Origin of the sequence: Rathayibacter sp. Leaf248, from assembly GCF_920939495.1 — a bacterium.
In the GTDB taxonomy this organism is placed as follows: Bacteria; Actinomycetota; Actinomycetes; order Actinomycetales; family Microbacteriaceae; genus Rathayibacter; species Rathayibacter caricis.
Map to the genome: position 1 here is coordinate 738656 of NZ_CAKLAV010000001.1, position 14801 is coordinate 753456.

A 14801-nucleotide genomic window follows, 5' to 3' on the forward strand; every position below is an offset into this window, starting at 1 on the left:
TCACCCGCGGGGGCTCAGGCGACGAGGCCGTTCTCGTAGGCGTAGACGACGAGCTGCACGCGGTCGCGGAGCCCGAGCTTGCCGAGGGTCCGGCTGATGTGGGTCTTCACCGTCGCCTCGCTGAGGAACTCGGCCGTCGCGATCTCGGTGTTGCTCAGGCCCCTCGCGGCGTGGTGGAAGATCTCGCGCTCGCGATCGGTCAGCGTCGAGAACGCGGCGGGCGTCTCGCGTCCGCTGCCCGGCGCTCCGAAGTGCTCGAACAGCTCCCGGGTCGCGGAGGCGGCCACGACGGCCGTTCCGGCGTGCACCGTCCGCACGGAGGCGAGGAGGAACCCCGGCTCGGTGTCCTTGAGGAGGAAGCCGCTCGCCCCGGCGCGGATGGCGCGGGCGGCCGCCTCGTCGAGGTCGAAGGTCGTGAGGACGAGGATGCGCGGCGGCTCGGTCCCCGTCTCGGCGGCCCGCGCGAGGATCCGCCGGGTGGACTCGATCCCGTCGACGCCGGGCATCCGGATGTCCATCAGCACCACGTCCGGTGCGACGCGGCCGACGAGCTCGGCGCCCTCCGCACCGTCCGACGCCTCGCCGACCACCTCGAGATCGGGCTGCGAGCTCAGGAGCATGCGGATGCCGGCGCGGAAGAGCGCCTGGTCGTCGACGAGGACGATGCGGATGGGATCGGTCATGACGGGGTGCCTCCGGAGGCGAGCGGCGGGACGAGCGGGACGGGTGAGGTGCGCGACGGGACGACGGGAGCGGGCAGTCGGGCGTCGACCACGAAGTCGTCGCCCACCGGCCCGGCCTGGAGGACTCCGCCCGCGAGGACGGCGCGCTCGCGCATCCCGATGAGGCCGTGGCCCTCCCCCGGCGTCGCGAGCGCGTCCTCGCAGCGGGCGTTGCGGACCGTGAGCACGACGTCGGCGCCGTCGCGGCGCAGGGCGACGTCGAGCGGAGCGCCGGGGCGGCCGTGGCGGAGGGCGTTCGTGGTCGCCTCCTGGGTGATGCGGTAGAGCGCCAGCCCGGTCGCACGCGGCACGGACTCGAGGTCGAGCCCGAGCTCCGAGCGCACCGGTGCACCCGTGCCGCTCACGCTCTCGAGCAGCGCGGGCAGGTCGCGCGCCTCGGGCTGGGGGCCGTCGGCCTGGCTGTGCCGCAGTTGCGCGAGGAGCTGACGGACGTCGCCGAGCGCGTCGCGCGCGACTCCCGAGATGGTGAGCAGCGCCGCATCGGTCTGCTCGGGGCTGCCCGCGCCGAGGTAGCGGGCGCCGTCGGCCTGGGCGATGACGACCGCGAGCGAATGCGCGACGACGTCGTGCATGTCGCGGGCGATGCGGTTGCGCTCCTCGACGGTGTCGAGCTCGCGCTGGGCCCGTGCCCGCTCGCGCTCGGCCTCGTCGCGGAGCGCCTGCCCCTCGCGGGCGCGTCGGGCGGCCCGGGAGAGCAGTCCGATCGTCCACGAGAGTCCGAGCGTCGCGAGGATCCCGCCGAACGACGCCACGAGGGAGATCAGATCCCTGGGTGATCCCTGCGCCAGCCCGAAGGCGACCGAGAGGTACGCCACCGCGACCATCGAGCCGGCGACGGCGGAGACCGCCCCTGCCGTGCGCACCCGCTTCGACGCGGCCGCTCCTGCACCGAAGAGCACCACGAGGATCGCCAGATCGGAGGGAGCGGGCTCCAGCCGGACGCTCATCTGCAGAACAGCGCCGATCCACGCGATGCCGAGGGCGAGTCCGGGCGCGCGGCGGTGCAGCACGAGCGCCACGGCCAGCACTCCGGCCACGAACGGGTGCAGCGAATCGACGTCCACCGAGTACGGGACGACCGAGATCGCGAGCAGCACGAGCGCCTGCGCACCGGCTGATCCGACCGCGAAGGCGTCCTGGGGCCCGGCGAGGCGGACCAGCAGGCGCTCGGTCGGGTCGTCGACGCCGACCGGCGAGCGGACCCCGCGGAGGAAGGACAGCACCGCGACCGCCGCAAGGACCGCGGCGACGAGCACGGCCACCGCGACCAGGACGAGGAAGTCGATGCTCGGCGACGGCTCCGGGGCGTCGATCGACGGTCGGAGCGACGCCGACGCGACGATGCCGCCGATCCCGGAGAGCAGGAGGGCGCCCACCAGTGTCAGCGACCGGGTCCACGGGCCGAGGCGGCGCGCCGTCGACCAGAGAACGACCACTCCGACGACGACGCCGTCGAGCGGCAGCCCGGCGACCGGGACCGCGCCGCCGAGGAGGATGCCCGAGGCGGCGAGGGTCGGCGCGAGCGCGGGCAGGTAGCCGGCCAGTGCGAGGGCGAGACCGAGCAGCAGGCCTGCGGACGGATGCGCGCTCGACACGCCGCTCGCCAGCGCCAGCAGGTGCGCGGCCGCGAGGAGCACCCCCGCGATCGGGAGCGTCGCCGGACGGTCCAGGAGCACGCGCATGCCTCTCACGCTAGACGTCGAGCGCGGCGGCGTCGTCGTCCCGGCGGCTGATCGGCGTGCGCCGACGGGATCAGAAGCCCAGTCGGCCCAGCAGCTTCGGGTCGCGCTGCCACTCCTTCGCGACCTTCACCCGGATCGAGAGGAACACGCGGCGGCCGAGGAGCCGCTCGATCTGCTCGCGGGAGACGGCGCCGACCTCGCGCAGGCGCTGGCCGCCCTTGCCGATGATGATGCCCTTCTGGCTGTCGCGCTCGACGAAGACGTTGGCGTAGATGTCGATGAACGAGCCGTCCTCGCGCTCGACCATGTCGTCGAGGGTCACGGCGAGCGAGTGCGGCAGCTCGTCCGAGACGCCCTCGAGGGCGGCCTCGCGGATGAACTCGGCGATGCGGGAGCCGAGGTCCTCGTCCGTCACGGCCTCCTCGGGGTAGAGGGCGGGCGACACGGGCATCAGGCGGAGGAGCTCCACGGCGAGCACGTCGAGCTGCTCGTCGGTCACGGCCGAGATCGGCACGATCGTGTCCCACTCCCGCAGCTCCGAGACGGCCAGCAGCTGCTTCGCGACCGACTTCTTCGACGAGAGGTCGACCTTCGAGACGATCGCGACCTTGCGGGCCCGCGGGAACGCGTCGAGCTGCTCGTTGATGAAGCGGTCGCCGGGGCCGATCGGCTCGTCGGCCGGGAAGAGCATCCCGATCACGTCGACGTCGCCGAGCGTGGAGGTGACGAGGGAGTTGAGCCGCTCGCCCAGCAGGGTGCGGGGGCGGTGGATGCCCGGGGTGTCGACCACGATCAGCTGGCCGTCGGGCCGGTGCACGATGCCGCGGATCGCGCGGCGGGTCGTCTGGGGCTTCGAGCTCGTGATGGCGATCTTCTCGCCGACGAGGGCGTTCGTCAGGGTCGACTTGCCGACGTTCGGGCGGCCGACGAACGACACGAATCCCGCTCGGAAGGGCGTCGTGGGCGGGCTGGTGTCGGTCATCGTGCGTCCTCGTTCTGTCTGTCCTCGGCGGGGGTGCCCGCTGCCCGGGCCCGGTCGGCACGTGCCTGGGCGGCCCGTCCGTCCCGCGCACGCGTGTCGCGCGAGCGGGGGTCCCGGCTCCGAGTATCCCCGGTCCGCGCGACCTCGGCGGCGTCCTCGCCGCCGTCGACCACGATCGGCACCGGGCCGGTGCCCGACTCGTTCGCGGGATCGTGGTCGGGATCGCGCCGCACCAGGACCGTCGAGATCGTGCCCCGGCGGGCGTCGGCCTGCTCCGCCTCGAGGATCACACCGCCGATCCGGGCGCTGGCTCCGCGATCCGGCAGTCGTCCGTAGGCCTTGGTGAGAAGTCCGCCGACCGAGTCGACGTCGTCGTCCTCGAGGTCGATCTCGAAGAGCTCGCCGAGCTCGTCGACCGGGAGGCGCGCCGAGACGCGGTACACGCCCGGCTCGATCTCCTCGAACAGGTCGACCTCGCGGTCGTACTCGTCCGAGATGTCGCCGACCAGCTCCTCGATGAGGTCCTCGAGCGTGACGAGTCCGGCGATGCCGCCGTACTCGTCGACGACCATCGCGAGGTGGTTCGACTCGAGCTGCATCTGGCGCAGCAGCTCGTCCGCCTTCTTCGACTCCGGCACGAAGAGCGCGGGCCGGGCGAGGTCGGCGACGACGTCGTCGTCGTCCGGGCGCTCGTAGGTGTGGCGGGCGACGTCGCGGAGGTAGAGCACGCCCAGCACGTCGTCGACGCCCTCGCCGATGACGGGGAGCCGCGAGATGCCGCGGCTGAGGAGGAGCCCCATGCCGGCTCCGATCGACGCGGTCGCCTCGATCGTCACCATGTCGGTGCGCGGCACCATCACCTCGCGGACGAGCGTGTCGTTGAACTCGAAGATCGAGTGGATGAGCTCGCGGTCGTCCTGCTCGAGGACGGACTGCTCGGTGGCCTCGTCGACCATGCTGAGCAGCTGCTCCTCGGAGGAGAAGCCCGCCGAGCGACCCGTTCCCGGAGTGACGCGGTTGCCGAGGGCCACCAGTCCGTGGGCCACGGGGCCCAGCGCGACCCGCAGGACGTGCACCAGGGACGCGCTCGTGGCCAGGACCGCCCGGGCGTGCGCACGACCGACGCTGCGCGGGCTCGAGCCCACCAGGACGAACGAGACGGCCGCCATGATCAGGATGGCCAGCAGCAGAGCGAGCCAGAGCTGGTCGACGACCACGACGAGCACCGTCGTGACGAACACGGCGGCGGTCGTCTCGGCGGCGATCCGCGAGAAGTTGACCACGTTGACGTGCGCGCTCATGTCGCCCGCGATGGCGCGCAGGGCGCGGGCGCTGCGGGAGTGGTTCGCCATCTCGAGCACGTCGCTGCGCGAGAGGACGCCCAGAGCGGCGTCGGTGGCGGCGAACCAGCCGCCGACGGCGACGAGCGCCAGAGCGGCGATGAGGAGCTGGAGGGTCAGCACGCCGAGGCCTAGCGGCGTCGCTCGCTGATGTGGAAGCCCACGAGGATGTCGCGCTGGATGCCGAACATCTCGCGCTCCTCCTCCGCCTCCGCGTGGTCGAAGCCGAGCAGGTGCAGGAGCCCGTGCGCGGTCAGCAGCAGCAGCTCGTCGAGGACGGAGTGGCCCGCGGCCTCGGCCTGGGTCTGCGCGACCTGCGGGCAGAGGACGATGTCGCCGAGCAGGCCCGCCGGGGTCTGCTCGTCCTCGGTGCCGGGGCGCAGCTCGTCCATCGGGAAGCTGAGCACGTCGGTCGGGCCCGGCTCGTCCATCCACTGCACGTGCAGCTGCTCCATCGCGCCCTCGTCGACCAGGACGATCGCGAGCTCGGCGTCGGGGTGCACGTGCAGCGAGTCGAGCGCGTAGCCGGCGAGGCGCAGCAGCGCCGCCTCGTCGACGGGGACGCTCGACTCGTTGTTGATCTCGATGCTCACGGGGGCGGTGTTCCTCTTCGTCGGAGTGGGTCGGGTGCGCGGGTCAGCCGCGCGGGCGCTTGGGCTGCGCGTCGCCGGCGGAGCGGGCCGAGCCCGCGCGCCGCTCCGCGCGGTTGGCGAACTCGCGCGCCTGCTCGCGCTCGTAGTGCTGCGCCTGCTTCTGCTGGTCGTACTCGGTGTACGCGTCCACGATGCGGCCGACGAGGCTGTGGCGCACCACGTCCTCGCTGGTCAGCCTCGAGAAGTGGATGTCGTCGATCCCGTCGAGCACGCGCGTGACGAGCCGCAGACCGCTGGCGCCGGTGGGCAGGTCGACCTGCGTGATGTCGCCGGTGACGACCATCCGCGAGCCGAAGCCCAGCCGGGTGAGGAACATCTTCATCTGCTCGGGCGTGGTGTTCTGAGCCTCGTCGAGCACGACGAACGAGTTGTTGAGCGTGCGACCGCGCATGTAGGCGAGCGGAGCGACCTCGATCGTGCCGGCGGCCAGGAGCTTGGGAACGATCTCCGGGTCCATCATCTCGTTGAGGGCGTCGTAGAGCGGGCGCAGGTACGGGTCGATCTTGTCGGTGAGCGAGCCGGGCAGGTAGCCGAGCCGCTCCCCCGCCTCCACCGCCGGGCGGGTCAGGATGATCCGCTCGACCTCCTTGCGCTGCAGGGCCTGGACGGCCTTCGCCATCGCGAGGTAGGTCTTGCCCGTTCCGGCGGGGCCGATGCCGAACACGATGGTGTTCTGGTCGACGGCGTCGACGTACTCGCGCTGCCCGAGAGTCTTCGGGCGGATGCTCTTGCCGCGCGCGGTCAGGATCGCCTGCCCGAACGCCTCGGCCGGGCTGACCGGCCCGCCGCTCTCGAGGATGCGAGCGGACTCGCGGACTCCCTCGGGGTCGAGGTCGTGGCCGCCTGCTGTCATGGTCACCAGTTCTTCCACCAGTCGCGTCGCCGCGGAGACGGGTGCGCGCTCACCCTCGAGCGTCACCTCGTTGCCGCGCACGTGCACCTGGACGTCGGGGAATCGCGATTCGACCGCTCGGATAAGGCGGTCCTGAGGTCCGAGGAGGCGCACCATGGCGACTCCGTCGACGGCGACGACGCGCCGCGTCGGGCCGGGTGTCGTCGAGCCGGTCGCGAGCGACTCGGCGGTGGTCGGAGAGACGGGCTCGTCGCCCGCGTGGTCAACCGGTGGCAAGGGAGCCTTCCGTCAGATGTCCGCCCAGGACGTGGGCGTGGACGTGGAACACGGTCTGGCCGGCCGCTTCGCCCGAGTTGAAGACGAGGCGGAACTGCCCGCCGCAATGTGCGTCGGCCAGGGTCTGCGCGACCTGCACCATCTCAGCGAGGAGGGCCGGGTCGGCGGCGCCGAGCTCGGCGACCGTCGCGTACTCCTGGGTCTTGGGGAAGATCAGGAGGTGGACCGGCGCTTTCGGCGCGATGTCGGTGATGGCGAGAACCCGCTCGTTCTCGAACACCACGTCGGCGGGAATCTCGCCCCGGACGATGCGCGTGAAGACGGTGGGTTCGCTCATGCCTTCATCTTAAACGGCGGGCGGCCTCGAACGGGGCCCCGTTCGCCGTCAGCGCGCGCTCCGGCTACCAGCGGCCCAGCCTCGCCGAGAGCACGGCGATGGCCGCGGGGCCGGCGGTGGAGGTGCGCAGCACGGTGTCGCCGAGCGCGACGGCCTCGGCGCCCGCCTCCGCGAGCAGCCGCAGCTCCTCCGGAGCGACGCCGCCCTCGGGACCCACGACGAGCACGAGATCGCGGCCGTCGGGCTCGATGGCCGACAGGCGGACCTCGGCCGACGGCTCCAGCACGAGGACGCGGTCGGTCGCCGCGCGGTCCGCGAGCGCGCGCGTCGACGCGAGCGGCGAGACCTCGGGCACCCGGGCCCGGAGCGACTGCTTGCTCGCCTCGCGGACGATGCTGCGCCAGCGCTCGCGGCCCTTCTCCTCCTTGGGGCCGCTCCAGCGCGAGATCGAGCGGGCGGCCTGCCACGGCACCACTTCGTCGACCCCCAGCTCGGTCGCGGCCTGCACGGCGAGCTCGTCCCGGTCGCCCTTCGCGAGGGCCTGCACGAGCACGAGCCTCGGCGACGGCGGGGCCGCCTCCTCCACGGACTCGACGACGAGCACCACCCGCGACGACTCCGAGCTCTCGACGACGGCCGTCGCGACGCGGCCGCGCCCGTCTCCGACGCGGATCGTCTCACCGGCGCGGATCCGGCTCACCGTCGCGGCGTGGCGCGCCTCCGCGCCGGTCAGGGCCAGTCGACCGCCGACGACGACGTCGCCGGAGTCGAGCGACTCGTCGATGTAGTGGTGGGCCACGGCCGCGCTCCGATCAGCCGAGGAAGCGGTCGCGGAGCTTCGAGAAGAGGCCCTGCTGGAAGTGGGTCAGCGCGGGCTTCTGCGGCTTGTAGTGCTTCGCGAACTCCTGCACGAGCTCGCGCTCGCGGTGCCCGAGCTTGGTCGGGGTGACGACCTGGATGCCCACGCGCAGGTCGCCGCGGCCGTTGCCGCGCAGCTTCGTCACTCCGCGCCCCTTGATCGTGACGATCTCGGTGCTCTGCGTCCCGGGCTTGATCTCGATCTCGATGTCGCCGTCGAGCGCCGCGAGCGTCGTCGTGGAGCCGAGGATCGCGTCGGTCATCTGCACCTCGAGGGTGGCGAGCAGGTCGTCGCCGTTGCGGCTGAAGACGTCGTGGTGCTTGACCTTGATCTCGAGGTAGAGATCGCCGTTGGGGCCGCCCGCCGGGCCGACCTCGCCGCTGCCCGGCATCTGCAGGCGGAGGCCCGTGTCGACGCCCGCGGGGACGTCGACGGGGATCGTGCGGCGCGCGCGCACGCGACCCTGGCCCTGGCAGGTCGAGCACGGGGTGGCGATGACGGTGCCGTAGCCGCGGCACGTGCCGCAGGGGCTGGCCGTCATCACGTTGCCCAGCAGCGAGCGGACGGTGCGCTGGATCTGGCCGGAGCCGTGGCAGATGTCGCAGGTGACCGGCGAGGTGCCGGGCTGGCAGCACGAGCCCTGGCAGGTCTCGCAGAGCACCGCCGTGTCGACCTCGAGGTCGCGGTGCGTGCCGAAGATGACCTCGTCGAGCGACACCTCGACGCGCAGCAGAGCGTCCTGGCCGCGCTCGCGACGGGAGCGGGGCCCGCGGGACGAGCCCTGCGCACCCTGGCCGAAGAACGTCTCGAAGATGTCGCCGAATCCGCCGAAGCCCTGTGCGCCGCCGGGGAAGCCCTCCTGGGGTCCGCGGTCGTACTGCTGGCGCTGCTGCGCGTCGCTCAGGACGTCGTAGGCGTGCGTGACGAGCTTGAAGCGCTCGGAGGCGTCGGCGCTCGGGTTGACGTCGGGGTGGAGCTCGCGGGCGAGTCGGCGGTACGCCTTCTTGATCTCGTCGGCGGAGGCGTCGCGGGCGACGCCCAGCACTTCGTAGTGATCGGCCACAGGTGGCTTCGTCCTTCGTTCGTGGGTCGGTGCACCGGGCACGGCGGACCTGATGGGAGCCGGGGCGACCGGCGAGTCGGGAAGAGCGGGCTAGTCCTCGCTGAGGAGGCGGGAGAGGTAGCGGGCGACGGCGCGCACCGCGGCGATGTTGCCGGAGTAGTCCATCCTGATCGGTCCGAGGACCCCCAGGCGCGAGACCTGGCCGCCGGCGGTGTTGTAGCCGCTGGTGAGGACGGACGTCTCCTGGAGACCGAAGGGCGCGTTCTCGCGGCCGATGCGCACCGAGATGCCGCGCGGATCCGGGACCATCTCGGCGAACAGGCGCAGCAGCTCCACCTGCTCCTCGATCGCCTCGAGCACCGGGTAGATGCTGCCCGAGAAGTCCTCCTCGGTGCGGACGAGGTTGGCCGCGCCGGCCATCACCAGGCGGTCCTGGCGGTTGGCGCCGACCTGCTCGAGCAGGGTCTGCAGGATCGGGGCCAGGACGTCGCGCCGCTCGGGCGTGAAGCGCTCGGCGGCCGACTGCAGCGTCTCGGCGGCGGCCTGGAGCCCCAGGCCCAGGACGGCCGTGTTCAGCTTGGCGCGGATCTCGCCGAGGAACTCGTCGTCGATGTCGGCGGGGGTCTCGAGGACGCGCTGATCCACCCGGCCGGTGTCGGTGATGAGCACCGAGAGCAGGCGGCGCGGCGCGAGGGCGACGAGCTCCACGTGGCGGATCCGCGCGGCTCCGAACGAGGGGTACTGCACGAGGGCGACGCTGTTCGTGAGCTGCGAGAGCAGCCGTACGGTCTTCACCAGCACCTCGTCGAGATCGGGGCTCTGCCCGAGGAAGGTCTCGATGGCCTGCCGCTGCGCCGCGGTGAGCGGGCGCAGATCGGTGAGCCGATCGACGAAGAGGCGGTAGCCCTTGTCGGTCGGCACGCGCCCGGAGGAGGTGTGCGGAGCCGCGATGAGCTCCTCCTCCTCGAGCTGCGCCATCTCGTTCCGGATGGTCGCAGCCGAGACGCCGAAGGCGTGCCGCTCGACGATCGACTTCGAGCCCACGGGCTCGCGATGGGCCACGTAGTCCTGCACGATCACGCGCAGGACCTGGAGACCGCGCTCCGTCACCATACGACCGACCTCCCGCCGGGCTCCGCGTGCCTCGCGGCACGGACCACCGCGGCGCCGTCGCGCCGCTCGGAGCTTGGCACTCCGCAACTCCGAGTGCCAATCATACCCGCGAGCAGGGCCGCGGAGGGGTCCGACCGCGATCCGCGCGGTGGCGGGACAGCGCGCCGCACGACGTGCCACGATGGACGCCGTGCGCACGGGGGTCGCCCGGCGCGATCACGTCGGAATCAGGAGCCCACATGTCGACCACGCCGCCCCCTCCCCCGCCCCCCGCGTACAGCACTCCCGCGCCGCCGCTGAACCCGGCCGACGAGAAGACCTGGGCGATCGTCACCCACGTCCTCGGCATCTTCTTCAGCTTCATCCCGTCGCTGATCGTGTACCTGGTCTTCAAGGGCCGCGGGCCGTTCCTGGAGGCCCACGCGAAGACCGCGCTGAACTTCCACCTCACGACGCTGATCGCCTACGTGGCGGGCACGATCCTGTCGTTCGTGCTGGTCGGCTTCATCGTGTTCCTCGTGGTGCCGATCCTCGTGATCGTCTTCGCGATCATCGCCTCGGTGCGCGCGAGCGCCGGCGAGTACTACACGTACCCGCTGAGCATCCCGTTCTTCAAGTAGGTCCGGGAGTCGCGGGTCTCGAGACGCCCGCTGCGCGGGCTGCTCGACCGGTGGAGTGACGTCGCCCCCGCTGGTCGAGCAGCCGCCGCGGGCGGCGTTCCTCCTCGCTGGTCGAGTAGCCGCCGCGGGCGGCGTATCGAGACCCACGTCCTCTGCAGGGGTCGGTCTCGATACGCCCGCTGCGCGGGCTACTCGACCAGCAAGCACGAGATCACCGCACCCCCGCTGGTCGCGTCCCCGGGAACGGCGGGTCTCGAGGCGCCGGCTCAGCCGTCGGTCAGGCGTAGCACGACCGCGTCGGCCAGCAGACGGCCGCGCAACGTCAGCACCACGCGGCCCTGCAGTGCTGCGCGCCCCTCGATCAGCCGGTCGGCGATGAGGCCCGCGACCTCGCGGCGGCGCTCCGGATCGATGGAGTCGATCGGCAGCCCGTCCGACAGGCGCGAGCGCAGCAGCACGTCCTCGACTCCGCGCGTCGCCCCGTCGAGCGTCTCCCGGCCGGCCGCCGGGGAGGATCCCGCGCGGAGCCGGTCGGCGTAGGCCGCCGGGTGCTTCACGTTCCACCAGCGCACGCCGCCCACGTGGCTGTGCGCGCCCGGTCCGACGCCCCACCAGTCGTGCCCGAGCCAGTACGACAGGTTGTGCCGCGACCGGTGCGCGTCGTCGATCGCCCAGTTGCTCACCTCGTACCAGGAGTAGCCCGCACTCGCGAGTCGGGCATCCGCCAGCTCGTACATGTCCGCCGTCAGGTCGTCGTCGGGGGTCGCCACCTCGCCCCGCCGGATCTGGCGCGCGAGCTTCGTCCCGTCCTCGACGATCAGCGCATACGCCGAGAGGTGGTCGGGGCGGTTCGCCAGGGCGGAGTCGAGCGAGCGCTCCCAGTCGGCGAGCGACTCCCCCGGCGTGCCGTAGATGAGGTCGAGGCTCACCTGCAGGCCCGCCTCGCGCGCCCACTCGACCACCAGCGGGACGCGCTCGGGGTCGTGCGTGCGCTCGAGGGTCGCGAGCACGTGCGGCACGGCCGACTGCATCCCGAAGCTGACCCGCGTGAATCCCGCGTCGGCGAGCGTGCGCAGGTAGGCGGCGTCGACGGAGTCGGGGTTCGCCTCGGTCGTGATCTCGGCGCCCTCGGCGATGCCGAAGCGGGTGCGCAACCCGTCGAGCATGCGGACGAGGTCCTCGGCCGGGAGGAGCGTGGGCGTCCCTCCGCCGAAGAAGACCGTGGCGGCCGGCCGTTCGGGGAGCCCGGCACGCCGGAGCACCTCGGCGCCGAGGGTCATCTCGGCGACGGCCTGCTCGGCGTAGTCGGACTGCTTCGCTCCGCGCAGCTCGGTCGCGGTGTAGGTGTTGAAGTCGCAGTAGCCGCAGCGCACCCGGCAGAACGGGACGTGGACGTACAGGCCGAGGTCGCGCTGCTCCGCGCCCGTGGCGACGGAGGCGGGCAGGAGCCCGTCGAGCGGAGCGGGATCGGCGAGAGGGAGGGCGCTGCCCACGTCAGCTGACGCGCGCCGGGAGCAGGGCGCGCAGGTACTTCTTGACCTGCCTCTTCTGCACCGCGCGCAGCACGGGCGTGCCGAGCCGGTAGAGGCGGGTGGAGGGACGCGAGAAGACGCGGATGACGAGCCAGACGGAGTCGTCGGCCCGCTTCTCGACCACGAAGGACTCCTCGCCGCTCTCGGGATGCCCCTCGAGCGTGCCGTAGGCGAAGCCGACCTGATCGGGCTCGTCGACGACGTAGACGACGCGGACGGGGGCGTCGAAGGTCCGGCCGAGGAGGTCGATCTTGAGCACGGCGGTGACGCCGGCGGTGATGTAGGGGGTGCCGTCCGGGCCGAACCGCTCCTCCGTGGGGCGGCTCGTGAGGTCGATGGGGGTGCCGGCCGAATCGAAGTTGACGCCGGTGTACTGCACGCCGCTGCCGCTGGTGATGTCCTCGACGCGGATGCCGCTGCCGCGCTGCACGCCCCACGTCATGAGCGACGCGGTCGTGATGGCGAAGCGCTCGTCGCCCGAGCCCAGGCGCGCCTCGAACCGCTCCGCTGTGAAGCCGTCCGGCGGGTACTCGAGGAGGTCGGGGGCGAGGGTGCCGCCGACGGCCGCGTAGGTGACCTGCGGCTGCCCCTCGAAGCTCGAGCGCCGGACGCTCACTTCGCGGCCCCCGTCGCCGGTGCGGCCTCGCCGAGAGGTGAGGTCCTCGAGTCCGTCAGCATCGCCGATCCCGTCCCGCGGGCATGTCCGTCCATTCGACCCAGCGTATCCGACAGTGTGCCGGGTGGGCCCGATGCACGGGAAGAGCCCGGGCCCTCCTGCCGTCGGCAGAGAGGACCCGGGCTCCGGGGAGTCGACTCAGGCGCAGGGCGTGAGCTTCGCGACGGCGTCGGACAGGGTGCCCTCACCGCCGAGCAGGACGACCCGCGTCGTTCCCGCGTTCTTCAGGTCGTTCAGGACGGCCTGCGGGACGCAGTCCGGCCGGACGGCGAACAGGGGCGCGTTGGCGTAGCCCGCCGCAGCCGCTCCCGCGAGGGCGTCGGGGAACTTCTCACCGGTCGCGAAGAACGCCGTCCTGGCCTTGCCGAAGGCGGCACGGTTGAGCTGCTCCGACGTGTCGTAGCGGTCCGTTCCGCCGATGCGGGTCTTCTTCGCCACGGTGAGCGAGTTCTCGATGCCGGTGCTGACCGACAGCGCGCTGCCCGCGATGGTCAGATCGGACACGCGCAGCCCCGAGACGATCCGCTGCGTCGTCACGTCGGCCGACGGCAGTCCGCCGTTGACGAGGACCACCGGGGCGTCGGACGAGCCGGCCGCCGCGCTGGCGCTCAGGGCGTCGGGGAACTTCTCACCCGTGGCGAGCCACGCGTCGGACGAACCGCCCGAGAAGACCCGCGAGATGAGCTGACGGGACGTGTCGTAGCGGTCCACTCCGCCGATGCGCACGGTCTTGCCGGCCGGCGCGTAGGCGGAGAGCTGGCCGAGGAGGCGGTCGCTGACGCTGAGCGCGGAGCCGACCACGACGATGTTCTTCGGCGCGAGGCGCGTCAGCTCATCCGTGACGACCTTGCTCACCGAGTCGGTGTCGACGAGCAGGAGCGGTCCGCCCTGCTTCGCCGCCGCCGGGCCGGCGCTGAGGGCGTCGGGGAAGTTCGAGCCGGTGGCGATGTAGACGACCGGGACGCCGGGGGTCCGGAAGACCGACTTGGAGACCTCGACGGCCGTTCCCTGGCGGTCGGTGCCGGCGAGGCGGGTGACGGTCGGCCCGCCGGCGGGCGGCGGGGTGACCGGGGTGCCGTCGACGGTGAGGGGGGCCTTCACGCGCACGACGGAGCCTGCAGGCTGCTCGTCGCCCTTGCTCACACCCGTGATCACGACGGAGGGGCCGGCGTCGGGCGTGGTGCCGACCTGGCCGGCGTAGCGGTCGAAGAAGGACTGCGGGGGCGTGACCGAGATCGCCGACGCGTCGCTGTCGACCGTGAACGGCGCGGTGATGTCGGGGTTCGCTCCGATGCCCACCTTCGCGCCGGCACCCTGGAGGTCGAAGAACCCGGGGACTCCGGATTCGAGCACGAGTGCGTCACCCGAGGCGACGGGAGACAGGCGTCCTCCGCCCGCCCAGAAGATGCCGCCGTTGACCTTCGCGGCGGCGGTGGAGGTCGACAGGTCGATGACGTTGTCGGCTCCCGCGCCAGGTGCCGCGACGCTCACGAAGGTGTCGATGTCGAGGATGAAGCCGGTGTTCGTCGCGGCTCCCTGCGGAGCGACGGCGTCCGCGGCGGGTCCTACCGCGTCGAAGAGGGAGATCTTGGCCCCGGGCAGGCCGAAGGAGCCGAGTGGCTGCTCCAGGGTCAGAGTGATCGAGTTCGTCGTCGCGTTCAGCGTGGAGTCGCCCGAGAGGAGGATGCCGTCGCCGTCCTGGATCTCCCATCCGATGGTCTCGTAGGCGGGATGCGACCACTCGGTGAACGCCGCAGGCTTCGCGGTCGACGGCAGGACGATGTCGAGCGTCGTCGCGTCCCCTGACACGGCCTCCACCTGCGCGGTCGAGTACTTGTACGTGTCCGACCACACGTACGGCGACGGCGAGACCGGCACCGTCCGGTTGATCGCGGCCGCCGGTCCTGCCGCGGCGAGCGTGCTCGCCGCCACTGCCGCGACTCCGGCGAGCGCTACTGCCGCTCGCACTCTGTTCCTGTTCGAGACTTGCGCGCGCGTGAGCTGCACGGTCCCCACCCTCCGTTGAATTGGTGAAGGGCCGACCATCGACGCTCGAGCCCCCCGTGCAGATG

At 72.3% G+C, this 14801-nt stretch carries 14 protein-coding genes; 1 reads left to right on the forward strand and 13 read right to left on the reverse strand.

Annotated features, from left to right (window positions below):
* Positions 1–14 precede the first annotated feature (14 nt).
* The 10 genes from LRG51_RS03765 to hrcA all read right to left on the reverse strand — a co-directional run bounded on the left by LRG51_RS03765 (position 15) and on the right by hrcA (position 9901).
* Positions 15–683 carry a response regulator gene (locus tag LRG51_RS03765; protein WP_055792875.1) on the reverse strand — a complete coding sequence of 223 codons (669 nt, stop codon included), beginning with the start codon at positions 681–683 and terminating at the stop codon, positions 15–17.
* Entirely contained in the window at positions 680–2425 is a 1746-nt protein-coding gene (locus LRG51_RS03770; protein WP_055792878.1) for a sensor histidine kinase, read from the reverse strand. The genes LRG51_RS03765 and LRG51_RS03770 overlap by 4 nt, the downstream gene beginning before the upstream one ends.
* Positions 2426–2495: 70 nt before the next feature.
* Positions 2496–3407 carry a GTPase Era gene (gene era, locus LRG51_RS03775; protein ID WP_055792880.1) on the reverse strand — a complete coding sequence of 304 codons (912 nt, stop codon included), beginning with the start codon at positions 3405–3407 and terminating at the stop codon, positions 2496–2498.
* A complete protein-coding gene (locus LRG51_RS03780; RefSeq protein ID WP_082481493.1) occupies positions 3404–4870 on the reverse strand; it encodes a hemolysin family protein in 1467 nt (488 codons plus the stop codon). Before LRG51_RS03780 ends, era begins: the two co-directional genes overlap by 4 nt.
* Positions 4871–4878: 8 nt before the next feature.
* Positions 4879–5340 (reverse strand): rRNA maturation RNase YbeY, encoded by a 462-nt coding sequence (gene ybeY / locus LRG51_RS03785; RefSeq protein WP_055792884.1) that lies wholly within the window; start codon positions 5338–5340, stop codon positions 4879–4881.
* Between the two features lie 43 nt (positions 5341–5383).
* Positions 5384–6409, reverse strand: coding sequence for a PhoH family protein (locus tag LRG51_RS03790; protein WP_230673077.1), 1026 nt, complete (start codon positions 6407–6409; stop codon positions 5384–5386).
* A 106-nt stretch (positions 6410–6515) separates the two neighbouring features.
* On the reverse strand, positions 6516–6866 hold the full coding sequence (locus LRG51_RS03795; protein ID WP_055792890.1) for a histidine triad nucleotide-binding protein: 351 nt from the start codon (positions 6864–6866) through the stop codon (positions 6516–6518).
* 64 nt (positions 6867–6930) lie between these two features.
* A complete protein-coding gene (locus tag LRG51_RS03800; protein ID WP_230671260.1) occupies positions 6931–7665 on the reverse strand; it encodes a 16S rRNA (uracil(1498)-N(3))-methyltransferase in 735 nt (244 codons plus the stop codon).
* Between the two features lie 13 nt (positions 7666–7678).
* The gene (gene dnaJ / locus LRG51_RS03805) at positions 7679–8788 is read right to left on the reverse strand and encodes a molecular chaperone DnaJ (RefSeq protein WP_055792897.1); all 1110 of its coding nucleotides are present in this window, start codon (positions 8786–8788) and stop codon (positions 7679–7681) included.
* A gap of 90 nt (positions 8789–8878) precedes the next feature.
* Positions 8879–9901, reverse strand: a complete 1023-nt coding sequence (hrcA, locus tag LRG51_RS03810; protein WP_230671261.1) for a heat-inducible transcriptional repressor HrcA — start codon at positions 9899–9901, stop codon at positions 8879–8881.
* A 239-nt stretch (positions 9902–10140) separates the two neighbouring features.
* Here hrcA and LRG51_RS03815 point away from each other — a divergent pair, with 239 nt between their 5' ends.
* Positions 10141–10521, forward strand: a complete 381-nt coding sequence (locus LRG51_RS03815; RefSeq protein ID WP_055792903.1) for a DUF4870 domain-containing protein — start codon at positions 10141–10143, stop codon at positions 10519–10521.
* A gap of 266 nt (positions 10522–10787) precedes the next feature.
* Here the strand turns inward: LRG51_RS03815 and hemW are convergent, their stop codons facing one another.
* The 3 genes from hemW to LRG51_RS03830 all read right to left on the reverse strand — a co-directional run bounded on the left by hemW (position 10788) and on the right by LRG51_RS03830 (position 14697).
* Positions 10788–12014, reverse strand: a complete 1227-nt coding sequence (hemW, locus tag LRG51_RS03820; protein ID WP_230671264.1) for a radical SAM family heme chaperone HemW — start codon at positions 12012–12014, stop codon at positions 10788–10790.
* A gap of 1 nt (position 12015) precedes the next feature.
* Positions 12016–12669 (reverse strand): DUF1990 family protein, encoded by a 654-nt coding sequence (locus LRG51_RS03825; RefSeq protein WP_055792909.1) that lies wholly within the window; start codon positions 12667–12669, stop codon positions 12016–12018.
* Positions 12670–12867: 198 nt separating this feature from the next.
* A complete protein-coding gene (locus tag LRG51_RS03830) occupies positions 12868–14697 on the reverse strand; it encodes a cell wall-binding repeat-containing protein (RefSeq protein ID WP_230671266.1) in 1830 nt (609 codons plus the stop codon).
* Positions 14698–14801 lie beyond the last annotated feature (104 nt).